22 protein-coding genes are annotated in these 23,709 nt (G+C 66.3%); 11 read left to right on the top strand and 11 right to left on the bottom strand.

The window, feature by feature from the left end; all coding sequences use genetic code 11:
• The first annotated feature begins 73 nt into the window (after positions 1-73).
• Positions 74-1,282 (top strand): ABC transporter permease, encoded by a 1,209-nt coding sequence (locus C8J40_RS09870; RefSeq protein WP_056060727.1) that lies wholly within the window; start codon positions 74-76, stop codon positions 1,280-1,282.
• Here the strand turns inward: C8J40_RS09870 and C8J40_RS09865 are convergent.
• The 6 genes from C8J40_RS09865 to C8J40_RS09840 all read right to left on the bottom strand — a co-directional run bounded on the left by C8J40_RS09865 (position 1,257) and on the right by C8J40_RS09840 (position 9,123).
• Entirely contained in the window at positions 1,257-1,874 is a 618-nt protein-coding gene (locus tag C8J40_RS09865) for a nucleotidyltransferase family protein (protein ID WP_093396750.1), read from the bottom strand. The two genes, C8J40_RS09870 and C8J40_RS09865, sit on opposite strands and share 26 nt — an antisense overlap.
• Positions 1,861-2,784, bottom strand: a complete 924-nt coding sequence (locus C8J40_RS09860) for an XdhC family protein (RefSeq protein ID WP_132896868.1) — start codon at positions 2,782-2,784, stop codon at positions 1,861-1,863. Before C8J40_RS09860 ends, C8J40_RS09865 begins: the two co-directional genes overlap by 14 nt.
• A gap of 143 nt (positions 2,785-2,927) precedes the next feature.
• On the bottom strand, positions 2,928-5,132 hold the full coding sequence (locus C8J40_RS09855; RefSeq protein ID WP_132896867.1) for a xanthine dehydrogenase family protein molybdopterin-binding subunit: 2,205 nt from the start codon (positions 5,130-5,132) through the stop codon (positions 2,928-2,930).
• 216 nt (positions 5,133-5,348) lie between these two features.
• Positions 5,349-7,580, bottom strand: a complete 2,232-nt coding sequence (locus C8J40_RS09850) for a xanthine dehydrogenase family protein molybdopterin-binding subunit (RefSeq protein ID WP_132896866.1) — start codon at positions 7,578-7,580, stop codon at positions 5,349-5,351.
• 2 nt (positions 7,581-7,582) lie between these two features.
• Positions 7,583-8,563 carry a xanthine dehydrogenase family protein subunit M gene (locus C8J40_RS09845; protein WP_132896865.1) on the bottom strand — a complete coding sequence of 327 codons (981 nt, stop codon included), beginning with the start codon at positions 8,561-8,563 and terminating at the stop codon, positions 7,583-7,585.
• Complete coding sequence (locus C8J40_RS09840; protein ID WP_082441359.1) at positions 8,560-9,123, bottom strand: 2Fe-2S iron-sulfur cluster-binding protein; 564 nt, start codon at positions 9,121-9,123, stop codon at positions 8,560-8,562. The genes C8J40_RS09845 and C8J40_RS09840 overlap by 4 nt, the downstream gene beginning before the upstream one ends.
• Positions 9,124-9,264: 141 nt before the next feature.
• Here C8J40_RS09840 and C8J40_RS09835 point away from each other — a divergent pair, with 141 nt between their 5' ends.
• Both C8J40_RS09835 and C8J40_RS09830 read left to right on the top strand, forming a co-directional pair.
• Complete coding sequence (locus C8J40_RS09835) at positions 9,265-10,269, top strand: glycerophosphodiester phosphodiesterase (protein ID WP_132896992.1); 1,005 nt, start codon at positions 9,265-9,267, stop codon at positions 10,267-10,269.
• Entirely contained in the window at positions 10,270-10,548 is a 279-nt protein-coding gene (locus C8J40_RS09830) for a hypothetical protein (RefSeq protein WP_132896864.1), read from the top strand. It begins immediately after the preceding gene.
• Between the two features lie 286 nt (positions 10,549-10,834).
• On the opposite strand, the gene C8J40_RS09825 is transcribed toward C8J40_RS09830, so the two are convergent.
• Positions 10,835-11,500: a TIGR02117 family protein gene (locus C8J40_RS09825; RefSeq protein ID WP_132896863.1), complete on the bottom strand. Its 666-nt coding sequence runs from the start codon at positions 11,498-11,500 to the stop codon at positions 10,835-10,837.
• 22 nt (positions 11,501-11,522) lie between these two features.
• On the opposite strand from C8J40_RS09825, the gene phhA reads away from it, so the two are divergent.
• Entirely contained in the window at positions 11,523-12,392 is an 870-nt protein-coding gene (gene phhA, locus C8J40_RS09820) for a phenylalanine 4-monooxygenase (RefSeq protein WP_132896862.1), read from the top strand.
• Between the two features lie 222 nt (positions 12,393-12,614).
• On the opposite strand, the gene C8J40_RS09815 is transcribed toward phhA, so the two are convergent.
• From C8J40_RS09815 to C8J40_RS09800, 4 genes are all read right to left on the bottom strand, one after another.
• Positions 12,615-13,550, bottom strand: coding sequence for a 50S ribosomal protein L11 methyltransferase (locus C8J40_RS09815; protein ID WP_132896861.1), 936 nt, complete (start codon positions 13,548-13,550; stop codon positions 12,615-12,617).
• Positions 13,540-14,229, bottom strand: a complete 690-nt coding sequence (locus C8J40_RS09810) for an SDR family oxidoreductase (protein ID WP_132896860.1) — start codon at positions 14,227-14,229, stop codon at positions 13,540-13,542. Before C8J40_RS09810 ends, C8J40_RS09815 begins: the two co-directional genes overlap by 11 nt.
• A gap of 79 nt (positions 14,230-14,308) precedes the next feature.
• Positions 14,309-16,051 (bottom strand): gamma-glutamyltransferase, encoded by a 1,743-nt coding sequence (gene ggt, locus C8J40_RS09805; RefSeq protein ID WP_132896859.1) that lies wholly within the window; start codon positions 16,049-16,051, stop codon positions 14,309-14,311.
• A 212-nt stretch (positions 16,052-16,263) separates the two neighbouring features.
• Positions 16,264-17,328, bottom strand: a complete 1,065-nt coding sequence (locus tag C8J40_RS09800) for a quinone-dependent dihydroorotate dehydrogenase (RefSeq protein ID WP_132896858.1) — start codon at positions 17,326-17,328, stop codon at positions 16,264-16,266.
• 315 nt (positions 17,329-17,643) lie between these two features.
• On the opposite strand from C8J40_RS09800, the gene C8J40_RS09795 reads away from it, so the two are divergent.
• Genes C8J40_RS09795 through C8J40_RS09765 form a run of 7 tightly spaced genes read left to right on the top strand, consistent with a single transcriptional unit; the run spans position 17,644 to position 23,687 of the window.
• Complete coding sequence (locus tag C8J40_RS09795) at positions 17,644-18,114, top strand: SUF system Fe-S cluster assembly regulator (RefSeq protein ID WP_132896857.1); 471 nt, start codon at positions 17,644-17,646, stop codon at positions 18,112-18,114.
• Complete coding sequence (gene sufB, locus C8J40_RS09790) at positions 18,114-19,604, top strand: Fe-S cluster assembly protein SufB (RefSeq protein ID WP_132896856.1); 1,491 nt, start codon at positions 18,114-18,116, stop codon at positions 19,602-19,604. The genes C8J40_RS09795 and sufB overlap by 1 nt, the downstream gene beginning before the upstream one ends.
• Positions 19,601-19,987, top strand: a complete 387-nt coding sequence (locus C8J40_RS09785) for a hypothetical protein (protein ID WP_132896855.1) — start codon at positions 19,601-19,603, stop codon at positions 19,985-19,987. The genes sufB and C8J40_RS09785 overlap by 4 nt, the downstream gene beginning before the upstream one ends.
• A complete protein-coding gene (gene sufC / locus C8J40_RS09780; RefSeq protein ID WP_132896854.1) occupies positions 19,974-20,717 on the top strand; it encodes a Fe-S cluster assembly ATPase SufC in 744 nt (247 codons plus the stop codon). Before C8J40_RS09785 ends, sufC begins: the two co-directional genes overlap by 14 nt.
• Positions 20,714-21,985 (top strand): SufD family Fe-S cluster assembly protein, encoded by a 1,272-nt coding sequence (locus tag C8J40_RS09775; RefSeq protein ID WP_132896853.1) that lies wholly within the window; start codon positions 20,714-20,716, stop codon positions 21,983-21,985. The genes sufC and C8J40_RS09775 overlap by 4 nt, the downstream gene beginning before the upstream one ends.
• Entirely contained in the window at positions 21,982-23,229 is a 1,248-nt protein-coding gene (locus C8J40_RS09770) for a cysteine desulfurase (protein WP_132896852.1), read from the top strand. Before C8J40_RS09775 ends, C8J40_RS09770 begins: the two co-directional genes overlap by 4 nt.
• Positions 23,226-23,687 carry an SUF system Fe-S cluster assembly protein gene (locus C8J40_RS09765; protein WP_056057670.1) on the top strand — a complete coding sequence of 154 codons (462 nt, stop codon included), beginning with the start codon at positions 23,226-23,228 and terminating at the stop codon, positions 23,685-23,687. Before C8J40_RS09770 ends, C8J40_RS09765 begins: the two co-directional genes overlap by 4 nt.
• Positions 23,688-23,709: the final 22 nt, after the last annotated feature.

The following is a 23,709-nucleotide window of genomic DNA, read 5'->3' as shown; positions in this document are numbered from 1 at the left end:
CCGCTGCGCTTGCCGAACCCGCGAGCCCACCCCCCAACCCCCTCCCGCAAGCGGGCGGGGGGGAAGAAAGCTAATGTTCGGCACAACCCTCGTCCTCGCGCTTCGTTCGATCCGCCGCCACCTCCTGCGATCGTTCCTCACCATCCTCGGCATCGTCATCGGCGTCGGTGCGGTCGTGACGATGGTGACGCTCGGCAAGGCCACCACCGCCGCCGTGCAGCAGTCGATCTCCGCGCTCGGCACCAACATCCTGCAAGTCCGCCCCGGCCAGGGCTTCGGTCGCGGCGGCGGCGGCCCGCGCCCGCCCGACTTCAAGCCGGAGGACGTCGCCGCAATCGCCAACCAGATCGCCGGCGTCACCGCGGTCGCACCGCAGGCAAGCGCCACCGCCACCGCGATCTACGAAGGCGCCAACTGGTCGACCACGATCAACGGCACCACCGACGCGATCTTCCAGGTCCAGCCTTGGCCGCTCGCCTCGGGCCGCCGCTGGACGCCGGTCGAGGAAAGCGCCGGTGCCGCGGTCTGCATCATCGGCAATACCGTCTCGAAAAACCTGTTCCCCGGCGGCGATCCGGTCGGCCATCGTTTCCGTATCGGCCCGATCAGCTGCGACGTGATCGGCGTGCTGACCACGCGCGGCCAGGCCGGGTTCGGCGGCGATCAGGACGACACCGTGGTCATGCCGATCAAGGCGGTCCAGCGGCGCTTCACCGGCAACCGCGATATCCGCCTGATGCTGGTCGGCGTCGACGAGCGCTTCTCCACCAGCACCGTGCAGGCCGGGATCACCGACCTGCTCCGCGAACGCCGCACCATCACCGGCGACAAGCCCGACGACTTCAACATCTTCGACACCAAGCAGATTTCGGACACGCTAACCGGCACCACGACGCTGCTCACCGGCATCGTCGCCGCGGTCGCCGGGATCAGCCTGGTGGTCGGCGGGATCGGCATCATGAACATCATGCTGGTGTCGGTAACCGAGCGCACGCGCGAGATCGGCATCCGCCTCGCCATCGGCGCGGTCGCGCGCGAGGTGCTGTTGCAGTTCCTCGTCGAGGCGATCGCGCTGTCGTGCCTGGGCGGTGTCATCGGTCTGATCGTCGCGCAGGCCGCGATCGCGATCATCGCGCCGCTGATCAAGGTTCAGTGGCTGTTCGTGCCCGAGATCAACATCTTCGCGTTCGCGATCTCCGCGGTTATTGGCGTGGTCTTCGGTTACTTCCCGGCACGACGCGCGGCGGCGATGAACCCTATCGACGCGTTAAGGCACGAGTGATCGCGGCCTTGGGATCGCGAACCAGCGCCTGCAGCCGGTCCAGATCCTCGGGTGTGTCGATGTCGATCAGTTCGGCCGGCGCGGTCACGACATGCCGCCCCGCCTTCACCAAGTCACGTGCGCCCGCATCGCCGTCGAGCGTCAGCAGGAAATCGAACCGCTCGCGCCCGAACAGGGCAGGGGGGCTCGGCTTCTCGCCATCGCTCGATGCAACCACTGCATCCGCGCTGTCGGCAGCATCGAGCATCCGGTAGATATGCGCCGCGGTCACGCGCGGCATGTCGGCCAGCGCGATCAGTACCGCCTCCGCGCCCTCGTCCTTCGCGCACTGCACGCCGAGCTTCACCGACTGCGACATTCCCGACGACGGATCGTCGTTATGCACCACCTCGAAATGATGGCTGATGAAGTCGAGCTTGCAACCGTCTGTGACCACCAGCCGGCGCTTGAACGGAATGTTCTCGAACGCGGTGACGACGTGCATCCCGAGCGGCTTGTTGAGAAACGGTACCTCGAGCTTGTTCGGAATGCCGAACCGCTCCGAGCGCCCGGCCGCGAGGAGGATGAGGAAGACGTTTTCAGCGGCGATCATTGAACGCTCCTATCATCGCCGCCGCGACCGACAGCGCGATTTCCGACGGTCCGATCGCGCCGATGTCGAGCCCGACCGGCGCGTCGATCCGGTCGATATTCTCCGCCGTAACGCCTTCCGAGGCAAGCCGCTCGCGTCGCGCGGCGTGGCTCTTGCGGCTGCCGAGCGCACCGACATACGCGGCATCCGACGCGAGCGCCGCGATCAGCGCGGGATCGTCGATCTTGATGTCGTGGCTCAGCGTCACGACGGCGGTCGACGGCCCCGGGCGGAGCGCGGCGATCGCCTCGTCGGGCCAGCGGTCGTCGAGCGTCACGCCCGGAAACCGCTCCTCGGTCAGGAAGCGCGCACGCGGATCGATCACGATCGTCTCGATTCCGAGTTCGCGTGCCAGCCCCGCCAGAGCCTGCGCGATCTGCACCGCGCCGACGATCAGCAGCCGCCGCGGCGGATCGTAGCGGTTGACGAACACCTCGCCCGTTTCCAGCGGCCGCGCATCGCTGTGCCCGGTCACAAGGTCGGTGGTCACGGTCAGCGCATCGCCTTGGTCGCGCGCATCGGCGATCCGGTCGAACAGTTCGGGATCGAACCCCTCGGCCGAAACCGGCTGCACCATCACCGCAATCTCGCCGCCGCACGGCAATCCGACTTCCCACGCCGCGGCGTCCGCCACGCCGTAGTTGCGCACCTGGAACGGCGCCCCCGCGATCACCTCGGCGGCGGTGGCGAGGATGTCGCTCTCGACGCACCCGCCGGAGACCGATCCCTCGAACCGACCATCGGCATGGACGAGCATATGGCTTCCCTTGGGCCGCGGCGCGGATCCCCAGGTCGAGACGACCGTAGCGATCGCCATCCTCTCGCCCTTCCAGGTCTTCGCAGCAGCGAGCACGCTATCGTTTTCAGCCATTTTGTCTCTCTTCTATTCCTCCCCGCACACGGGGAGGGGGACCAGCGCAGCTGGTGGAGGGGGCCAGCCGCAGACGTTACGCTTGGGGGTCGCCCCCTCCACCACGCCAAGAGGCGCGGTCCCCCTCCCCGTGCCGGGGAGGATCAGACGGCGGGCAACCCTTCGAGCAGCTTGTCGAGCGTCACCGGAAAGTCCCGAACCCTTACCCCCGTCGCGTTGTAGATCGCATTCGCCACCGCAGCCCCCGCGCCTGAAATTCCAAGCTCCCCAACGCCCTTCGCCCCCACCGGGTTCGCGGAGTCGTCGACCTCCTCGATGAAATGCACCTCAAGCTGAGGAATGTCCGCATTCACCGCGACATGATATTCGCCGAAATCGGGATTCACGAACGCCCCCGTCCGCGTGTCGACGATGCCCTCCTCGCTCAGCGCATAGGCGATCCCCCACGCCATCCCGCCGGTGATCTGGCTCGTCGCGGTCTTGCGATTGAGCACCCGCCCGACGTCGAACACGCCCAGCATCCGCCGCACGCGCGTCTCGCCGGTCACCGCGTTCACCGCGACCTCGACGAAGTGCGCGCCGTGGCTTGCCTGGCTGGTACGCTTGCTCTCGGCACCCGGCCCGGTCTTGCCCATCGCCACGATAGCCTCGCCGCGGACAAGATCGACGAGCTTCACCGATCGCCCGCCAGCGCTCACACAGCCATCGTGCAGGCTCAGATCCTCGGGCGCCGCGTTCATCCGCAACGCCAGTTCGCCAAGGATATCCTCGCACGCGAGCACCACCGCCGAACACGCGCTGCCAGCGCCGAACGACCCGCCCGACCCCGCGCTCGGCGGGAAGTCGGTATCGCCGAGCCGCACATTCACCTCGGCCACCGGTAGCCCAAGCATCTCGCCCGCAGTCTGCGCGAGGATGGTGTACGTCCCCGTGCCGATATCGGTCATGTCGCACTCGACCGTCGCGCGGCCATCCGCCTCCAGCCGCACGCGCGCCTGCGCTTCGACGGTGAAGTTGCCGCGCAAGCTCGCCGCCATGCCGATCCCGACGAGCCACTCGCCGTCGCGCACCGACCCCGGCGCCGGCACGTTCGCCGGCCAGCCGAACCGCTCGGCGCCTTGCGTGTAGCAATCGAGCATCCGCCGCGTGGAGAACGGCTTGCCGCTCACCGGATCGGTCTCGGGCTCGTTGCGCCGCCGCAGTTCGATCGGATTGATCCCGAGCTGCTCGGCCAGCTCGTCCATCGCGCACTCGACCCCGAACGTCCCGACCGCCTCGCCCGGCGCGCGGACCGCTCCGCTCGCGGGCAGGTCGACACGCACGAGGTCGGTCTTGAACCGCCGCGCGTCGCCTCGGTACAGTGGCAGCGTCCCGAACGGCACCGGCTCGAGAAACTCGCCATCGTCGTTCTGCGCGACGACGCTCTCATGCCCCATGCCGAGGATCACGCCGTTTGCGTCGGCCGCGATCCGGATCCGCTGCGTCGTGTGCGAACGGTGATGCACCATATACGCGGTTTGGCGACGCGGCAGGGCGACCTTCACCGGCCGCCCCACGACCTCCGCCGCGATCGCCGCGAGGATCGCCTCGGGCCCGACACCGGTCTTGCCCCCGAACCCGCCGCCGACATACGGCGCGAGGACGCGCACCTTGTCCGCATCGATCTTCAGCGCCTTGGCAATGGTCTTGCGTGCGCCGCCGATCACCTGGTTGCTCGACCGTACGGTCAGCTTGTCGCCCTCCCACCACGCGGTAGTCGCGTGCGGTTCCAGCGCGGCGGGGAAGTGCACGGGCGTCGTGTAGGTGCGGTCGAACGTCACCGCCGCGTCCGCCATCACCGCGTCGAGATCGCCGTTGTCGATCGGCGGGAGGAAACCGATCTTGGGCGCGGTATCGACCGGCTGAGCCTCGACGTCGAACCGATCCTCGCCCGCCTCGGTACGAACCACGACCAGTGCCGCGGCGTCACGCGCAATCGCCTGATCCTCCGCGACGACGATCGCGACCGGCTGGCCGAGGTGGAGAATGACATCGGTATCGAACAGCGGCATCGCGCGGGAGTTGGACTCGCCGGCCGGCATCCGCGCGTCGTTATGGATGACGGCAATGACTCCAGGCAACGCCTCGGCGGCGCTGACGTCGATCCCGAGGATGCGCCCGCTGCCTACGGGCGTACCGACGATCGCGGCGTAGGCGATACCGTCGGGCGTTCCCTCATACGCATAATCCGCCACGCCGGTGACCTTGGCCGGCCCCTCGATCCGATCGAGCCCGAGCCCGAGAACGCCCTGCTTCGCGCGGTCGAGACCACCCGGCCGAAACGCCGCATTCATCACGTGTTCGTTCATTCTGCGGTCCTCGGGTGGAGGGAAGGATATGGGTAGGGCAGGGGCGTTTGACGAGGGTTGGAGCTTGGCTCACCTCAACCCTTGCCGCCACCCCGACGAAGGCCGGGGCCCAGTTGGAAAGATCTTGATAACGAAGGACGATCCTTCGTTATCTTCGTCCCTCAACTGGGCCCCGGCCTTCGCCGGGGTGGTACCTGTGTATGGTATCGTCAGCCCTCAAACAGCGGGCAACTGATCCAGCAGCTTGTCCAGCGTAATCGGGAACTCCCGCACCCGGATTCCCGTCGCATTATACACCGCGTTCGCCACCGCAGCACCCGCGCCTGAGATCCCCAGCTCGCCGATCCCCTTCGCGTGGATCGGGTTCGCATGGATGTCGCGCTCGTCGACGAAGTGGACGTCCATCTGCGGAATGTCCGCATTGGCCGGCACGTGATATTCCGCCAGATCGTGGTTCACCAGCTTGCCGGTCCGCGTATCGTGAATCAAATCCTCGGTCAGCGCCGCGCCGATCCCGAACGTCATCCCGCCAAGGCACTGCGACCGCGCGGTCTTCGCATTGAGCACGCGCCCCGCCGCGAACGACCCGAGCATCCGCCGCACCCGCGTCTCGCCGGTGACCACGTTGACCGCGACCTCGGCGAAATGCGCACCGAACCCGGCCTGCGTCGTCTCCTTCTCCTGCTTGCCCGGCTTGATATGCCCGGTAGCCTCGAGACCCTTGCCGACCAGCTCGCCGATCGGCGTCGAGCGGTTGTCACCGATCGCCTTGCCGTCCTTCAGAGTCAGCCCGTCCTCGTCGACGCCCGCCGCCTTGGCCAGCTTCCCGCGCAGCATCTCGCACGCCAGATACACGGCAGTACCCGAAGACGCCGCACCCCACGAACCGCCCGAACCCGCCGCGGGAGGATCGTTGGTATCACCCAGTGACATCGTGATGTTCTCGACCGGGATCCCCAGGATCTCCGACGCGATCTGCGCCAGGATCGTATAGCTACCCGTGCCGATGTCGGTCATCGCCGACGACACCGTCGCCGAGCCGTCCGGGTGGATCTCGACCTTGGCGGACGATTCCATCATCATGTTGCCGCGCACCGCCGAGGCGACGCCCATGCCGATCAGCCACTCGCCCTCGCGGCGCGTGCCGGCCTTCTGGCGCTTGTCCCAGCCGAACTTCTTCGCACCCTCGTCGAGCGCACGCGTCAGGTTGCGCGACGAATAGGGCACGTCCTTCTCAGGGTCGACCTTCGGATCGTTGCGCTTGCGCAGCTCGATCGGATCCATCTCGAGCTTCTCGGCCAGCTCGTCCATCGCGCCCTCCAGCGCGAGCATCCCGACAGCCTCGCCCGGCGCGCGCATCGAGCCCGACAGCACGAAGTTCACATCGACCACCTCATGCGTGATCAACCGGTTCTCACCGCCGTACAGCAGATGCGTGCCGATCCCGGCCGGCTCGAAATAATCCTCGGTCGGCTGGTTCGAGGTCAGCGTCTCGTGACCGATCGCCAGCAACTTGCCATCGGCGTCGGCCGCGAGCCGCACATGCTGCTCGGTATTAGACCGCCGCACCGTCGCCTCGAACACTTGCGGCCGCGACATCACCGCCTTGACCGGACGGCCGAGCTGCTTCGCCGCGATCGCCGCCGCGACGCTTTCGGGTGCGATGCCGAGCTTCGAGCCGAACCCGCCGCCGATATAGCGCGCGATGATCCGCACCTTCTTCTCGGACAGCCCCAGCGACTTCGCCAGCTGCTGCGCATCCGAGGTCGGCATCTGGTAGGCGCCGTACAGCGACAGCGAACCGTCCTCTTCCCATACCGCGGTCGAGGCATGCGGCTCCATCGCCGCCGAATTCTGGCTCGGCGTGACATAGGTCGACTCGATCGTCACCGCCGCCTCGGCCATCGCCTTGTCGACGTCGCCTTGCTTGAAATGCGCGGGGGTCGCGTCGTCCGGCGGCGTCCGCGTCTCGTCGCGGTGCGCAGCGAAGTCGTACTGACCCTCGGCCTCGTCATACTCGATCGGCAAGCGCGCCGCCGCATCGCGCGCGACCTCGAAGCTCTCGGCGAGCACGATCGCGACGATCTGACCGAAGAACGCGATGTCCTTCACGCCCTGTGTCGGTGCGTCGGTCGCGCCGCCCTGCGCCGAGACGCGGATGAACTGGTCGAAATCGGTGACGACGTCGATCACGCCGGAGATCGCCTTCACCGCGTCGACGTCGATCGAAACGACCTTGCCCGCCGAAATCTTCGTGCCGACCAGCACGCCATACGCCATGTTGGCGAACTGGTATTCCGCGGCATAGGTCGCCGTACCGGTGACCTTCAGCGGTCCGTCGATCCGGTCGAGCGGCTTGCCGATGACGCCCTGGACGCCCGTATCCAGAAGACTGTCCGGATGCGGCTTGTCCATCGTCAGGCTGTTCGTAGTGCCAAGACCAAACATGCTTATGCTCCCGTGACGTTGCGCAGCGTCGCGATCAGCGTGCGACGGGCGAGGGGGATCTTGAAGTCGTTCGAGCCGTAGCCCTTGGCGTCGGCCAGCAGCGCGGTGGCCGCCGCCTCGAACACGGCATCGGACGGCGCCTTGCCGACCAGAGCCGCCTCGACCGCCGGGTTGCGCCAAGGCATCGGGCCGAGCCCGCCGAACGCGAGCGAGGCCGACGCAATCACGCCGTCCTGCACGTCGACGATCGCCGCCACCGAGACGAGCGCGAACGCATACGATGCACGATCGCGCACCTTGCGGTATTCCTGCTTGCCCTTGACCGGCGCCGGCAGCTCGATGTGCGTAATCAGTTCACCCGCTTCGAGCGCATTCTCGATCTGCGGCGTATCGCCCGGCAGACGATAAAAGTCGTGGATCGAGATCCGCCGACGATCGCCGTCCGCCTTCAGCGTCACGATCGTCGCATCGAGCGCCCGCATCGCCACCGCCATGTCGCTCGGGTGAGTCGCGATGCAATGCTCGCTCGTCCCCAGCACGGCGAGGATGCGGTTGAAGCCGCCGATCGCCGAACAGCCGCTGCCCGGCTCGCGCTTGTTGCACGCCGCGGCCGTGTCATAGAAATAATAGCACCGCGTCCGCTGAAGCAGATTGCCCCCGGTCGACGCCTTGTTGCGCAACTGCCCCGAGGCACCGGCGAGCAATGCGCGGCTCAGCACCTCGTACTTCGCGACGACGCGGCGGTCGCCGGCGAGATCGCTGTTCGGCACCAGCGCACCGATCGTCAGCCCGCCATCCTCGCGCTCCTCGATCTTCGCGAGATCGAGTCTTGAGATGTCGACCAGCTTGTCCGGCGTCTCGACCTGCAACTTCATCAAATCGAGCAGGTTGGTGCCGCCCGCGATGAACTTCGCACCAACCGTATCGATGTCCTTGACCGCCGCCTCGGGCGTAGCGGGCTTCTCGTACGTGAAGGTCTTCATGCCACCAGCTCCCCGCGCGCATTGGCTTCCATCGCGGCATCCTTCTCGTCCGCGGTCCGGCCTGCGGGCTCGGCACCACCGACTTCGCGGATCGCATCGACGATGTTCGGGTACGCGGCGCAGCGGCACAGGTTGCCGCTCATCCGCTCCGAAATCTCGGCATCGTCGAACTTCGGATCGGTCAGGTCGCCCGACGCATGGCTGGCCCAGCCCTTCTTGACCTCGTCGAGCATGCCGACCGCCGAACAGATCTGCCCCGGCGTGCAGTATCCGCACTGATAGCCGTCATGCCGCACGAACGCATCCTGTAGCGCGTGCAGGTTGCCCGGCTGGCCGATACCCTCGATCGTCGTGATCTCGTCGTCCTGGTGCATCACCGCGAGCGTCAGGCAGGAATTGACCCGGCGCCCGTTGATCAACACCGTGCACGCGCCGCACTGGCCATGATCGCAACCCTTCTTCGAGCCCGTCAGCCCGAGATGCTCGCGGCACAGATCGAGCACCGACGTGCGAATATCGGGCTCGGCGTCATATGATTGACCATTGATCGTGAAATGCATGGCGGTGCCCCTGGTTGAATGTGCCGGGAATGTACGGATTTCGAGGACTCAACGCCGATGCGACCGATCGTTTCCTATTGCGACAAGCTCTCACACATCGGTGCGCTGGCGCTCGTCGCGGCAAGCGGGCAAGCTGCGGCGATGACGCCAGCTTCTCCCCGATTGTCGCCCCCGATCGTCATTGCGCATCGTGGCGCGAGCGGGCTCCGGCCCGAGCATACGCTAGCGGCCTATTCGCTCGCGATCGACCAGGGCGCCGACTTCATCGAGCCCGATCTCGTCCCGACCAAGGACGACGTCCTCGTCGCGCGCCACGAGAACAACATCGCGGAAACGACCAACGTCGCCGATCATCCCGAGTTCGCTAGCCGGAAAACCACCAAGACGATCGACGGCCAGACGATGACCGGCTGGTTCGTCGAGGACTTCACGCTCGCCGAACTGAAGACGCTGCGCGCAAAGGAGCGTCTGCCCAAGCTCCGCCCGGCCAACACCGCCTATGACGGCCAATTCGCAATTCCCACGCTCGCCGAGATCATCGCGCTCGCCAAGCGCCGCACGACCGAAACGGGCCGGACGATCGGAATCTATCCCGAGACCAAGCATCCCACCTATTTCGCCAAGATCGGCCATCCGACCGACGCGAAGCTGGTCGCCGAACTGCGCGAGGCCGGCTGGGATTCGGCGAAGGCGCCCGTCTTCATCCAGTCGTTCGAAGTCGCCAACCTCCAGCGCCTCCACAAGATGACGAAAGTCCGCCTGATCCAGCTCATGGACGGGGAGGGCGGTCCCGCCGACGGCGCACAGCCGAGCTACAAGGCGATGATCACGCCCGAAGGCCTGAAGGCGGTCGCCGCCTATGCCTACGGCATCGGCCCGAACAAGAGCATGCTCTGGTCCGATGCAACGCCCACCACGCTGGTCGCCGACGCGCACGCGGCGGGCCTGCGCGTCCACCCCTGGACCTACCGCGCCGAAAACTATTTCGAACCGACCCGCTTCCGCCGCGGCACCGACCCCGCCGCCCACGGCGACATCGCCGCCGAGATCGATGCCGGCCTTGCACAAGGTATCGACGGTTTCTTCACCGACTTTCCGCTATACGGGAGCCAGGCGCGCGATCGGTCCCGCGCAGGAGTGAAGTAAATGCGTAAAGTCCTCCCCGTACTCGCGGTCCTGCCGTTCCTCGTCAGTGGCTGCATCAGCACCGCAACGTCGATCGTGAAGGCGCCGTTCCAGGTCGCCGGCAAGGCGGTCGACTGGACCACGACCAGCCAGGAAGAATCGGACCGCAACTACGGCAAGAAGATGCGCAAGCAGGAAGCCGAAGAGGGCAAGCAGCGCAAGGAGCTCGCCAAGCGCTGCAAGCGCGACCCGAGGCGCTCGGAATGCGGCCAATACCAAGGCTACCGCGCGGGGAATTGATCAGCCTAGCGCGCCGTCCTCCCTCCACGACCACCCCGTTCCCCCTCCACTACCACCCCGGCGAAGGCCGGGGCCCAATTGGGCGAACGGAGGTAACTACGCGCCGCGCTCAATCAGCAACGTTCCCCAATTGGACCCCGGCCTCCGCCGGGGAGGTGGCCTCGGGATTTGGGATGCCGCATCCCGCCGCTTCTTGTTCTCCCGCGAAGGCGGGAGCCCAGTCTGGACTCCCGCCTTCGCGGGAGAACAAGGAAGCGAGAACAAGCTGTGGGGTTCGCGACAGCCCTCAAAACCACCCCATCACACTAACCGGAAACGGCGTCCACCAACCAACCCGAACCCCCGCAAACCGAAGCGCATCCCCCGTCCACGCATTACACGTCCGCACCGCGCTATACCGCCCGTTAGCCTCATAAAACGCATCATACCCCGCATACCCCCGATACCGCGTACCCCCGTCGCGAAAGCTCGCCCGGATATACGCCGCCAACCGCCGATACTGCGCGGGCGTCACCACGATCTCCCGAGCCCCGTCCCCCGCACGCGGCATCGGCAGATGATCGACATGCATCAACGTCCGATCACTCCCGATCGCCGAAGCAACCACGGTTCGCAGCTTCACGTCAGCCCAGGTCGGCGTCTCCAGGTAAAACGTCTTCTCCCCCCACCCGAACGCTACATAATCGAACGCGGCATAGCGCGGGTCGCGCAGATCCTCCGCCCGCGCCACCCCGCGCCAATCCACCCCCGCCGCGACCTTCGGCACGATGATCCCGGTATGCACGCCGTTGCTCTCGACGAAGATATGCACGCCCTCGGCGGGCCTCCGCCAATCGCGATTGCTCGGGATCGACCCGCCGACCAGCCCCGCCACCGCATAGCTCGCAACCACCCCGAACACCGTCGCGATCGCCCGTAAAATCCACTTAACCCAACGCGTTTCCGTCTTCATTCCGTCATGCTAGACCAGCCGCATGGCCAATGACACACACGTACTGAGCACCCCGCCCGAAGGCGCGCCCGACTGGACGATCCCGCAGAACTGGGCGGACTACACCGCGGAGGATCACGCGACCTGGGACACGCTGTTCGCGCGCCAGTCGAAGCTGCTCCCCGGCCGCGCGTCGAACGCCTGGCTGCGCGGGCTCGATGTCCTGAAGCTCTCGAAGCCCGGCATCCCCGATTTCGAGGAACTGTCCGAGCGCCTGACCAAGCTCACCGGCTGGTCGGTGGTCGCGGTGCCCGGCCTCGTCCCCGACGACGTGTTCTTCGACCACATGGCCAATCGCCGCTTCGTGGCGGGCAACTTCATCCGCCGCCCCGACCAGCTCGATTATCTGCAGGAACCCGACGTCTTCCACGACGTGTTCGGCCACGTCCCGATGCTCGCCGACCCGGTCTTCGCCGACTACCTCGCCGCCTACGGCCGCGGCGGCCAGCGCGCGCTGGGGCTAGACGCGCTGAAATATCTCGGAAGACTCTACTGGTACACGGTCGAGTTCGGCTTGATCGCGGAACCCGAAGGCCTGCGCATCTACGGCTCCGGGATCGTCTCGAGCTACGCGGAAACGCGGTTTGCCTTGGACGACCCTAGCCCCAACCGCATCGCGCTAGACCTCGCCCGAGTGATGCGGACCGAATACCGGATCGACGATTTCCAGCAGAACTACTTCGTCATTCCGAGCTTCGAGGAGTTGTTGAGACTGACGGTAGAGACGGACTTCGCGCCGCTGTACGAAGAGCTGAAGGCGCTCCCGGATATCCCCGTCGCGCGGATCGAGCCGGGGGATGCGGTGCTGACCGAAGGCACGCAGGACTACGCGAACGCGAAACTCAGCGCTTAAACCAGAAGCACCTAAACCAGAAGCACTACCCCGGCGAAGGCCGGGGCCCAATTGGGCGAACCTCCGAGATCGAACCGCACCGCTATCCCAATTGGGCCCCGGCCTACGCCGGGGTGGTGTTAGGTATGGGGTGAGCGCAACCCTCCCAACTTGTTCCCCCGCGAAGGCGGGGGCCCAGACTGGACCCCCGCCTTCGCGGGGGAACAACCTTTTACCGTAGGCTCAAATATCCAACGCCCACCCATCGCGCCCCTTAGGATCGAACGGCCCCTCCGCCACGAACCTATCCGCCCCAGCCTTCAACCGAAGCACACTCCAATCCCCCCGCCGGTCGACCGCCTCGAGCGAACACCCGCAAGCCTCATACGCCGCCACGACTCCAGCCCGCTGCGTCTCCAGCAACCCGGCAAGAACAATCGTCGCCCCCACATCCGAAATCGAAGCAATCTCCGGCGCCATCGACACCAGCGGCCCCGCCAGAATGTTCGCGATCACCAGATCATACGGCGCGCGAACCACGATCGCATCGTCCAGCGTACCATCCGCCACCACCAGATCGATCCCCTCGACCCCGTTAAGCGCCGCATTCTCCGCCGTCACATCGATCGAGACCGGATCGATATCCGTCCCCATCACCCTGGCTTCAGGCCAGAGATGCGCCGCCGCAAACGCCAGCAACCCCGTCCCCGTCCCGATATCGATCACGTTGGCAAACGAAGCATCCGCCAACCCGTCGAGCATCGCCAGACACCCGCTGGTCGTCTCGTGATGCCCCGTCCCGAATGCCCGGCTCGCCTCGATCAGGAACGCCCGCTTGTCCGCCGGCACCGCGCCCGCATGCGCACCCGTGTGCACAAAGAACCGCCCGACCGACAAAGGCTCCAGCCCAGCCTGGCTCATCGTCACCCAGTCCGCATCGCCCAACCGCTCGACCGCAATCTCGGCCCCCGCCGCGCTAGGCACCAGCGCCCGCACCGCCGCCACGATCTCCGCCGCCGGCTCATGCTCGAAATACGCATCGAGCCGCCACGACTCGACGTCGTCCTCGATCTCCTCGGTGGTCATCAACACGCCGTCGATCGTCAGGTCGTCGCTCGCATCGATCGCCTCCGCCTCCGCCCGCGTGCAGGGCAGCGTCAGCTTCCAACTATCGGACATAGCTCGCCCCGTTCACATCGATTACCGACCCCGTCATCGAAGCCGGCGCCTCCAGCGCGAGAAACTTCGCCGCCGCCGCGATCTCTTCCGGTGAAGCAACCCGCCCGAGCGGAATGTCCGCCAGCAACGCATCGCCGCCCCGGCTCGCCAAATAGTCCTCCGCCATCCCGGTCATCGTGAACCCCGGACAAACCGCAAATGCGAGGATGCCCTCCCGAGCGTACCCCCGGGCGATCGTCTTGGTCATCGCCACCATCCCCGCCTTCGACGCGGCATAATGCCAATGTGCCGGCGAATCCCCGCGATACGCCGCCCGGCTCGCGATATTCACTATCCGCCCGCCGACACCCCGAGCCTGCCAATGCAGCACGGCCAACCGGCAAAGCTCGGCCGACGCGGTGAGGTTGATCCGCATCGTCCGCTCCCACTGCACGGTCCAGTCGTCATCGCCGAGCGGTGCCGCCTCGAACACCCCCGCATTGTTGATCAAGACGTCGATCGCGCCGCCAGCCTGCTCCAGCGCCGCGTTCCACAACGCAGTCGGCCCTTCGGGATCGCTGAAGTCGGCCGGGATGCCGCTAGCGGTCCCATGCCCGATAACGGAGGCCCCCGCATCGGTCAGCGCCGTGTGAATAGCCGCGCCGATACCGCGACTGGAGCCGGTCAGAAGAATGGTCATGGGCTGCTCTTAGCGCGCGGTATCGCGCTCCGTCACCCCAATGTGATGCTCAGGCGGGCCTGCGAGTGCCTGCCCAGCGTCATTCTGGCGCGCGCTGAAGGACACCGACGCGTTGAATCCGGGTAACGGTGCCGTCCTGGCTCATCGCGACGCCCTCGCTGCGCGGGTCGGCCGCACCGACCCATTTGCCGCCTACGCGCTCGATCGCGTTCGCTTTCAGGCCGAGCGCGGCGACCTGGACGGTTTCGCCGAGCGCCTGCAACGCGGGGACCATCGCCTCGCGCTCGGTGCCCTTTTCGGCAGCAGCGACGTGGCCGGGAGCGTAGAGCAGGCCGAGCGCGATCGAATCCTGCGCGGACAGCTTCCAGTCGACCACGCCGACGATCGCCTTCGCGACCTGCGCGATGATCGTCGAGCCGCCCGCCGCGCCGACCGCGAGGCGGACTTTGCCGTCGGGGCCGTAGACGATGGTCGGCGACATCGAACTGCGCGGTCGCTTGCCGCCCTCGACACGGTTGGCGACCAGCGCGCCATTCTTCTCGGGGACGATATCGAAGTCGGTGAGCTGGTTGTTGAGGACGGTGCCGTCGACGGTGAGACCCGATCCGAAATAGCCCTCGACGGTGGTGGTGACCTCGACGACGTTGCCACGTGCGTCGACCGTCGCGATGTCGGTGGTGCCGGGGACTTCGCTGACCGGTGCGCGGACGCGCGCGGGAGCGCCGGGGGGCGAGCCGGCAGTGACGGTCGCCATCGTGGTGGTGGGGGAGATCAGCGCCGAGCGCGTGGCGAGATACTTGGCGTCGAGCATGCCTTGGACCGGCACGCGGACGAAGTCGGGATCGCCGACGTACAGGTCGCGGTCGGCATAGGCGAGGCGCGAGGACTCGGCGAACAGGTGCCAGGCTTGCGCGCTGTCCTTGCCGAGTTTGCCCATGTCGAAGCGTTCGAGTTGCTTCAGGATCATCAGCACGGTGATGCCGCCGGACGAGGGCGGGCCCATCCCGCAGACGCGGTAGACGCGGTATTTGACGCAGACCGGCGGGCGCGACTTGGCGTCGTAGCTGGCGAGGTCGCCGAGCGTCATCTTCGACGGATTGCGCGCTGCGGTGTTGACTGCGGTGACGATCTTCTGCGCCTCGGGGCCGACGTAGAAGCTGTCCGGACCGCGCGTGGCGATGCGCTGGAGGAGCGCGGCCTGCTCCGGATTCTTGATCGTGGCACCGATCGCGACCGGCGAGCCGTCGGGGGTGGAGAAGAGTTTCCTTGTCTCGGGCGTGATGTGGTCGCCATACGCCTTCATCCCGTTGACGAGGCGGGGTGAGGCCTGGAAACCGTTTGTCGCGAGCCGGATCGCGGGGGCGAACAGTTGCGCCCAGGGGAGCTTGCCCGAGGCGCGGTGCGCGAGCGCCATGCCGCGGAGTGCGCCGGGGATGCCAACGCTGCGTCCGCCGGGGACCGCGTCGCTGTGGCTCAGCGGCGTGCCGTCGGGGGCGTAGAACCAGCGTGCGTCGGCGGCGGCGGGCGCCTCTTCGCGCGCGTCGATCGTGCTGAGTGCGCCGCCGGCCGCATGGGAGATCCAGAAGCTGCCGCCGCCGATGCCCGAGCTTTGCGGCTCGACGACATTGAGCGCGAGCATGGTGGCGATCGCGGCGTCGGTGGCGCTGCCGCCGGCGCGGAGGATTTCGACGCCGGCGGCTGCGGCGCGCGGGTCGGCGGCGCTGACCATACCTTGGTCTTTGGCCGGGGCGGGGGCGGCTTGGCGCGCTTCGACAGCGGCGGTGGGGAGGAGGAGGGCGAGCGCCAGGAGAGAGGTCTTCATCGCGGGCGAGCCTAGCGCGGTTCGGATATGAGGCAAGCGGCTAGGCTGGATTCTGTTCCCCTTCCCAAGTCCGTCACCCCAGCGAAAGCTGGGGTATCCCGGTTAGGCAGGCTGCAGGAGACCCACGGGGATATCCCGGCTTTCGCTGGGATGACGGGAGGGGGGCAGGTGCGGACGGATGGGGTGACGAGTGTGATAACGGGATGGGAAGGTCAGCGCGCGTCGACGCCCACCGCATCTGCGACCGTCGCGAAGCCGTCGCGCTTCAGCAGCGCGTCCAGTTCGCGGAGGATGCGGGCGGGGAGGCCGGGGCCTTCGTAGACCAATGCGGTGTAGAGCTGGACGAGGCTCGCGCCGGCGCGGAGGCGGGCATAGGCTTCGGCGCCGCTGTCTACGCCCCCGACCGAGATCAGCGGCATAGCGTCGCCCGTCGCCTTGCGGAAATCGGCCAGGCGTTGGCGGGCCAGCGGGGCAAGCGGCGCACCGGAAAGACCACCGGTCTCCTTCGCGTTAGCCGATCGCAAGCCGGGCCGCGAGATCGTTGTGTTGTGGACGATGAGCGCGTCGATGCGGTTGTCGAGTGCGGCGCGGGCGATGTCGTCGATATCGGAGGGTTCGAGGTCGGGGGCGACCTTGAGGAAGATCGGCGTGGTGCCCTTCGCGGCGGCGCAGGCGGCGAGGAGGTCGCGCAGGGCGGCTCCGTGCTGGAGATCGCGGAGCCCCGGCGTGTTGGGGGAGCTTATGTTTATGGTGATGTAGTCGGCGTGGGGTGCGGCTCGGGTGACGCCGTGGACGTAGTCGGCGGTACGGTCGGTCGCGTCCTTGTTGGCGCCGACGTTGATGCCGAGCACCTTGTTTCCCCGCGAAGGCGGGGACCCAGACTGGGCACCCGCCTTCGCGGGTGAACATACTCGGGCGAGGGCCGCGTCCAGGCCACCATTGTTGAAGCCCAGGCGGTTGATGATTGCGCGATCTTCGGGGAGACGAAAGATGCGCGGCTTGGGGTTGCCGGGTTGCGGTACGGGCGTCAGCGTACCGATCTCGACGCTGCCAAAGCCCAGCCCGAAGAACCCGTCGATCGCACGCCCGTCCTTGTCGACACCCGCCGCGAGGCCGACCGGGTTGGGGAAGGCGATCCCCGCTACGGTCGTCGCGAGCCGCGGCACGCTGGGAGCGAGCGGCGCGCCGGCTTTCCCCCATGCGCCGAGCGCGGCGATGGTGAGGGTATGCGCGCGCTCGGCGTCGAGACGGAACAGGATCGGGTGATAGAAGGCCATGCGCGCTCTTAGGCAGAACGATCCCGCCGGCCAAATCCTTCTTCCGTCACCCCATATTCTCCGTCACCCCACGTTCCCCGTCACCCCAGCGAAAGCTGGGGTCTCCACGTTCGAGGCGCCCGACCCAAACCGGGAGACCCCAGCTTTCGCTAGGGTGACGGGTTGTAGGGGAGCGGGCCGAACTTAGGCATAAGCGGCAAGAAAAACGGCCTCCAGTTGCGAGTCGTTAGCACCCCTCGCCGGGTTGACGACGCAGTGCACAAAGCCCATTTGACCAATCGGATCATATCGGTCCGATTGGACTCCTAAGCCACCATGCGACTTTCCAGCTTAGCCGACTATGCGGTCGTGATGATGAGCGCCGCAGCGCGTCATTGCGGCGGTATCGCTCGGCTGAACGCGACGCTGCTCGCGGAAGAAACCGGCGTGCCGCTGCCGACCGTGCAGAAGCTGGTGAGCCGGCTGTCCGCCGCGGGACTGATCGAGAGCACGCGTGGCACGGGCGGCGGCTTCCGCCTGTCGCGCCCGCCCGCGATGATCTCGCTCGCCGACATCATCGAGGCCGTCGAAGGCCCGATCGCGCTGACCTCGTGCGTCGATGGTGCGTCGCAGGATTGCTGCGTCGAGCAGACGTGCAAGGTGAAGCCGCACTGGAACGCCGTCAACGGCGCGGTCCGCGGTGCGCTCGCCGGCGTGTCGCTTGCCAGCTTGTCGGCTCAGGCTCCAATTGAATCGCCCGTAACCCTGGATCCCCACCTTCGCGGGGAAACGAGAGTGAGTGTATAATGGCTACCCGGAACGCAGAGGCATACGCCGCCGCGAACAAGACGTACGAGTGGGGCTTCTCCTCGGACATCGAACAGGAATTCGCGCCGAAAGGTCTGTCGGAAGACACGGTGCGCTTCATTTCCGCCAAGAAGGGCGAGCCGCAGTGGATGCTCGACTGGCGGTTGAAGGCGTTCGCGTTGTGGCAGACGATGGAGGCGCCCGACTGGTCGAAGCTCAACGTCCCCCCGATCGATTACCAGGACGCGTATTATTACGCGGAGCCCAAGGCGAAGCCGAAGCTCGGGTCGCTCGACGAGGTCGATCCGGAGATCCTGCGCGTCTACGAGAAGCTCGGCATTCCGATCGGCGAGCAGAAGATGCTGGCGGGCGTGGTCGAGGATCCGTTGAACGAGGACGGCACGCCCAAGCGTCGCGTCGCGGTGGATGCGGTGTTCGACAGCGTCTCGGTCGCGACCACGTTCCGCAAGGAGCTCGAGGCCGCGGGCGTGATCTTCCGCTCGATCTCCGAGGCGATCAAGGAATATCCCGATCTCGTCCGGAAGTGGCTCGGCAAGGTCGTGCCGCAGCGCGATAACTATTTCGCGACGCTGAACTCGGCGGTCTTCTCCGACGGCACGTTCGTCTACATCCCGGAGGGCGTCCGCTGCCCGATGGAGCTGTCGACGTACTTCCGCATCAACGCGGAAAATACCGGGCAGTTCGAGCGCACGCTGATCGTCGCCGACAAGGGCAGTTACGTCTCGTATCTCGAAGGCTGCACCGCGCCGATGCGCGACGAGAACCAGTTGCATGCCGCGGTGGTCGAACTGGTCGTGCTCGACGATGCCGAGATCAAGTATTCGACCGTGCAGAACTGGTATCCGGGCGACGAGAACGGCGTCGGCGGGATCTACAACTTCGTCACCAAGCGCGCGCTGTGCCAGGGCAAGAACTCGAAGGTCAGCTGGACTCAGGTTGAGACCGGCAGTGCGATCACGTGGAAATACCCGTCGTGCGTGCTGCTCGGCGATGGCTCGGTCGGCGAGTTCTATTCGGTTGCGGTGACGAACAATCGCCAGCAGGCCGATACCGGCACGAAGATGATCCACCTCGGCAAGAACACGCGCTCGACGATCGTGTCGAAGGGGATTTCGGCCGGGCGTTCGGACAACACCTATCGCGGGCTGGTACGCGTCGCGCCGACTGCGGAGGGCGTGCGGAACTTCACCCAGTGCGACAGCCTGCTGCTCGGCGACCAGTGCGGCGCGCATACCGTGCCGTATATTGAGGTTCGCAACCCGTCCGCGCAGATCGAGCACGAGGCGACCACGTCGAAGATCTCCGATGACCAGCTGTTCTATGCGATGTCGCGTGGGCTGGACCAGGAGGCGGCGGTGGCGCTGATCGTGAATGGCTTTGCGCGGGAAGTGCTGCAGCAGCTGCCGATGGAGTTCGCGGTGGAGGCGCAGAAGCTTTTGGGGATTTCGTTGGAAGGCTCCGTGGGGTGATTGGCCTGATTCTATTGGCAGCCATAGGCACCGCTGATCGAGTTCCGACCCGGACGGATATTGACCAAGCTTACTCGATATGGCGCTCCGCTGATTCAGAATATCACGAATGTATACGAGAACAGTCTAGTCGGCTGGACGATGGGAAATCTGATATAGCTGTGGTTGCCAAAGCTGCCGTATTTGCCTGTAACAGCAAAAAAGACGTGTATTTAAAGTCTGGGGCGCTTTGGGCAGGATTAAACTCCGGTAATAGGGACCCGACCTTTCTAAGGGGGGTTATGATTGGTCTTTCCAAGATCGCTGACAAGCTGATTGCAGAAGTTCCGACGATGGTTCTGGAACACCGCGCTCAAATTAGAGAGAATGATGCTCAAAATTGAAAACCTCCACGCCGAGATCGACGGCAAGGAAATCCTCAAGGGCCTGTCGCTCACCGTGAACGCGGGTGAGGTGCACGCGATCATGGGGCCGAACGGCGCGGGCAAGTCGACGCTGGGTTATGTGCTCGGCGGGCGGCCCGGTTATGAGGTCACCGCGGGCTCGGTGACGTTCGACGGTGTCGATCTGCTCGAACTGGAGGCGCATGAGCGCGCCGCGGCGGGCGTATTCCTCGGCTTCCAGTATCCGGTCGAGATCCCCGGCGTGTCGAACGTCCAGTTCCTTCGCGAGGCACTCAACGCCCAGCGTGCGACGCGGGACGAGAAGCCTTTGTCGGGCGGCGAGTTCCTGAAGCTCGCGCGCGGGCAGGCGGATCTGCTCGGCATGAATTACGACATGCTCAAGCGGCCGGTGAACGTCGGCTTTTCGGGCGGCGAGAAGAAGCGCAACGAGATGGTCCAGATGGGCATCGTCAACCCGAAGTTCGCGATCCTCGACGAGACCGATTCGGGCCTCGACATCGATGCGTTGCGCGTCGTCGGCGACGGCATCAACCGCATCATGCGCGCACCCGACAAGGCGGTGCTGCTGATCACGCACTACCAGCGGTTGCTGGATTACGTGGAGCCGGACTTCGTCCACGTCCTGGCGGACGGCAAGATCGTCCGCTCGGGCGGCAAGGAACTGGCGCAACAACTCGAGAGCGAAGGCTATGTGGGGATCGCCGCATGAGCGTTCTGTCGCAAATCCTCCCCGGCACGGGGAGGGGGACCAGCGAAGCTGGTGGAGGGGGTTCTCCGCTGGACGTCACGTCTGTGGAAGCCCCCCTCCACCCCACCGCTACGCGTCGCGGTCCCCCTCCCCGTGGCGGGGAGGATTTCAGGATCGGACTTCCTTCGACGCGCGAGGAATCCTGGCGCTGGGGTGATCCGGCAGCGATCGCGGCGGCGGCCGAATTGCCGCGCGGCATTGCGCTGGATGCTGGCGAGTGGTTTCTCGACTTGCCGGGTGCGCGGGCGGTGTTCGTCGATGGCGTGCTCGACGAGGGGCGCAGCGATCTGCGGCACGTCGCGATCGTTCCGATCGACGGCGGATCGCATGCGCTTGGGCGGCGGACGACCGGTCTGGGCTGGTCCTTGCGCGTCGACGCGGATGCGACGGCCGAACTGATCCAGATCGTCCACATCGCGACGGGCGGCGACAACCAGCTTCCAGCGGAGATCGTTCTCGCCAATGGCGCGAGCGCGTCGGTGGTCGAGACGTATGTCGGGGCTGGGTGGTCGAACCGGTCGACGCAGATGATGCTTGGCAAAGGTGCGAAGCTGACGCGCGCGGTGCGGTTGCTTCAGTCCGATGGCTTCGTGTCGTTGCGCGACGAGGTCGAGGTCGGTGCCGAGGCGAGTCTTATCGTGACGGTGCTCGGCGCGGGGGACGCTGGGACGCGGATCGATGGGTCGATCACGGTGACGGGTGACGATGCGTTTGCCGAATATGGCGGCGCGTTGCTGACACGGAACGACCAGCGGCAGGAGTGCGCGGTGTCGGTGCGGCATGCGGCGCTGAACGGGCAGAGCAAGCAGATCTGGCGTGCGGTCGCGGCCGACAAGTCGACGGCGAGCCTTGCGGCGCGGGTCGAGGTGGCGCGCGATGCGCAGAAGACCGACGGCGTGCAGTCGTTGCGCGGGTTGCTGTTGCAGCGCACCGCAACGGTGAATCTGAAGCCCGAGCTGGAGATTTTCGCGGACGACGTGAAGTGCGCACACGGCGCGACGGTCGGCGAACTCGACCAGCGCGCGCTGTTCTACATGCAGAGCCGCGGCATCCCGCATGCGAAGGCGCAGGCGCTGCTCACGCGCGCGTTTGTAGGCGATGCGTTCGTGCAGATCACGGACGAGACGGTGCGCGAGGCGTTCGTGGCGGACGCCGATGCGTGGCTGGAGCGGGCGCTTTCTGCTCCGCTTCCGCCTGCGGGAGGGGTTGGGGGAGGGGCTTCATCATGAGTATCGTTCTCGACCAGGCCCTCCCCCGACCCCTCCCGCAAGCGGGAGGGGAGGCGTTGGATCGCCTGTCGGATTTCCCGGCGATCCCCAAGGGTTGGGCGTATCTCGACACCGCCGCGACTGCGCAGAAGCCGCAGGTCGTGGTCGATGCGATTACGCGCGCTTATGGCGAGACCTACGCCACCGTGCACCGCGGAGTTTACCAGCGGTCCGCTGACATGACGGTCGCTTACGAAGCGGCGCGTAAGGCCGTCGCGCGGTTCGTCGGTGCGGGATCGCCCGACGAGATCGTATTCGTGCGCGGTGCTACCGAGGCGATCAATCTGGTTGCGCAGTGCTGGGCCGGGACGCAGTTGAAGGCGGGCGACCGCATCCTGCTCTCCATGCTCGAGCATCATTCGAACATCGTGCCGTGGCAGATGATCGCGGAGCGCCTCGGCGTCGCGATCGACGTTCTGCCGCTGACGCCCGACCACCGCATCGATCTCGACGCGATGGAGCGGATGATCGCGCCCGCGCACAAGCTGGTCGCGCTCGGGCATGTCTCGAACGTGCTCGGCTCGGTGCTCGACGCCAAGCGCGCGACCGAGATCGCGCATTCGGTCGGCGCGAAGATCCTGCTCGACGGCTGCCAGTCGGTGCCGCGGATTTCGGTCGACGTGAAGGCGATCGGCTGCGATTTCTACGTGTTCTCCGGGCACAAGCTGTACGGCCCGACCGGGATCGGCGTGCTGTGGGCCAAACTGGAATTGCTCGACGCGATGCCGCCGTACCAGGGCGGCGGGTCGATGATCGACAAGGTGTCGTTCGCCAAGACCACCTACGCGCCGCCGCCGGGACGGTTCGAGGCGGGGACGCCGCATATCGTCGGCGCGCTCGGGCTGCATGCGGCGATCGACTATGTCGAGAGCATCGGGCTCGAGGCGATCCACGCGCATGAGACGGCGCTGGTGACGGCGACGCGTGAGGCGCTGTCGGGGATCAATTCGGTGCGCCTCTATGGCCCGGCGGACTCGGCGGGGATCGTGAGCTTCACGATCGAGGGGGTTCATCCGCACGACATCGGCACCATATTGGATGAAGAGCGCGTCGCGATCCGTGCCGGCCATCACTGCGCGCAGCCGCTGATGGAGGCGCTGGGCGTCGAGGCGACGGCACGCGCGAGCTTCGGCGTGTATAACGGGCCGGCGGACGTCGCGGCGCTGGTGCGTGGTATCGAGCGAGTAACGAGGATCTTCAAATGAGCGATCGGTTCGAGATCGAGGAAGTCGACGCGGTGGCGTCCCCCCCCAAGGCGCGCGTCGTCATGGAGACGGATTCCGATGCCGAGCGGAAGCGCGATTATCTCGCCGGGTTCCTGGCGCAGAAGCCGCAGGTGGATTCGCCCGGCGAGCCCGGCGGCGCGGTGTACGATGCGATCATCGACGCGCTAAAGGAGATCTACGATCCCGAGATCCCGGTGAACATCTATGACCTGGGGCTGATCTACGGCGTCGAGGTGACCGAGGACGGGCACGCGGTGGTGGCGATGACGCTGACGACTCCGAACTGTCCGGTCGCGGAGTCGATGCCGGCGGAGGTCGAGATGCGCGTCGGGTCGGTGCCGGGGGTCGGGTTTGCGGAAGTGAACCTGGTCTGGGATCCGCCCTGGGATCCGCAGAAGATGTCGGACGAGGCTAAGTTAGAGCTGGGCATGCTTTGACTTTTCCCCTCCCGCAAGCGGG

This window comes from Sphingomonas sp. PP-CC-3A-396 (assembly GCF_004343105.1).
Lineage (GTDB): Bacteria > Pseudomonadota > Alphaproteobacteria > Sphingomonadales > Sphingomonadaceae > Sphingomonas.
This window is presented reverse-complemented; position numbering and strand designations above follow the sequence as displayed.

Bases quoted from the DNA above. Each gene is read 5' to 3' on its own strand.
- C8J40_RS09870 (WP_056060727.1), top strand. From the start codon at position 74: ATGTTCGGCACAACCCTCGTCCTCGCGCTTCGTTCGATCCGCCGCCAC.
- C8J40_RS09865 (WP_093396750.1), bottom strand. From the start codon at position 1,874: ATGATCGCCGCTGAAAACGTCTTCCTCATCCTCCTCGCGGCCGGGCGC.
- C8J40_RS09860 (WP_132896868.1), bottom strand. From the start codon at position 2,784: ATGGCTGAAAACGATAGCGTGCTCGCTGCTGCGAAGACCTGGAAGGGC.
- C8J40_RS09855 (WP_132896867.1), bottom strand. From the start codon at position 5,132: ATGAACGAACACGTGATGAATGCGGCGTTTCGGCCGGGTGGTCTCGAC.
- C8J40_RS09850 (WP_132896866.1), bottom strand. From the start codon at position 7,580: ATGTTTGGTCTTGGCACTACGAACAGCCTGACGATGGACAAGCCGCAT.
- C8J40_RS09845 (WP_132896865.1), bottom strand. From the start codon at position 8,563: ATGAAGACCTTCACGTACGAGAAGCCCGCTACGCCCGAGGCGGCGGTC.
- C8J40_RS09840 (WP_082441359.1), bottom strand. From the start codon at position 9,123: ATGCATTTCACGATCAATGGTCAATCATATGACGCCGAGCCCGATATT.
- C8J40_RS09835 (WP_132896992.1), top strand. From the start codon at position 9,265: ATGACGCCAGCTTCTCCCCGATTGTCGCCCCCGATCGTCATTGCGCAT.
- C8J40_RS09830 (WP_132896864.1), top strand. From the start codon at position 10,270: ATGCGTAAAGTCCTCCCCGTACTCGCGGTCCTGCCGTTCCTCGTCAGT.
- C8J40_RS09825 (WP_132896863.1), bottom strand. From the start codon at position 11,500: ATGAAGACGGAAACGCGTTGGGTTAAGTGGATTTTACGGGCGATCGCG.
- phhA (WP_132896862.1), top strand. From the start codon at position 11,523: ATGGCCAATGACACACACGTACTGAGCACCCCGCCCGAAGGCGCGCCC.
- C8J40_RS09815 (WP_132896861.1), bottom strand. From the start codon at position 13,550: ATGTCCGATAGTTGGAAGCTGACGCTGCCCTGCACGCGGGCGGAGGCG.
- C8J40_RS09810 (WP_132896860.1), bottom strand. From the start codon at position 14,229: ATGACCATTCTTCTGACCGGCTCCAGTCGCGGTATCGGCGCGGCTATT.
- ggt (WP_132896859.1), bottom strand. From the start codon at position 16,051: ATGAAGACCTCTCTCCTGGCGCTCGCCCTCCTCCTCCCCACCGCCGCT.
- C8J40_RS09800 (WP_132896858.1), bottom strand. From the start codon at position 17,328: ATGGCCTTCTATCACCCGATCCTGTTCCGTCTCGACGCCGAGCGCGCG.
- C8J40_RS09795 (WP_132896857.1), top strand. From the start codon at position 17,644: ATGCGACTTTCCAGCTTAGCCGACTATGCGGTCGTGATGATGAGCGCC.
- sufB (WP_132896856.1), top strand. From the start codon at position 18,114: ATGGCTACCCGGAACGCAGAGGCATACGCCGCCGCGAACAAGACGTAC.
- sufC (WP_132896854.1), top strand. From the start codon at position 19,974: ATGCTCAAAATTGAAAACCTCCACGCCGAGATCGACGGCAAGGAAATC.
- C8J40_RS09775 (WP_132896853.1), top strand. From the start codon at position 20,714: ATGAGCGTTCTGTCGCAAATCCTCCCCGGCACGGGGAGGGGGACCAGC.
- C8J40_RS09770 (WP_132896852.1), top strand. From the start codon at position 21,982: ATGAGTATCGTTCTCGACCAGGCCCTCCCCCGACCCCTCCCGCAAGCG.
- C8J40_RS09765 (WP_056057670.1), top strand. From the start codon at position 23,226: ATGAGCGATCGGTTCGAGATCGAGGAAGTCGACGCGGTGGCGTCCCCC.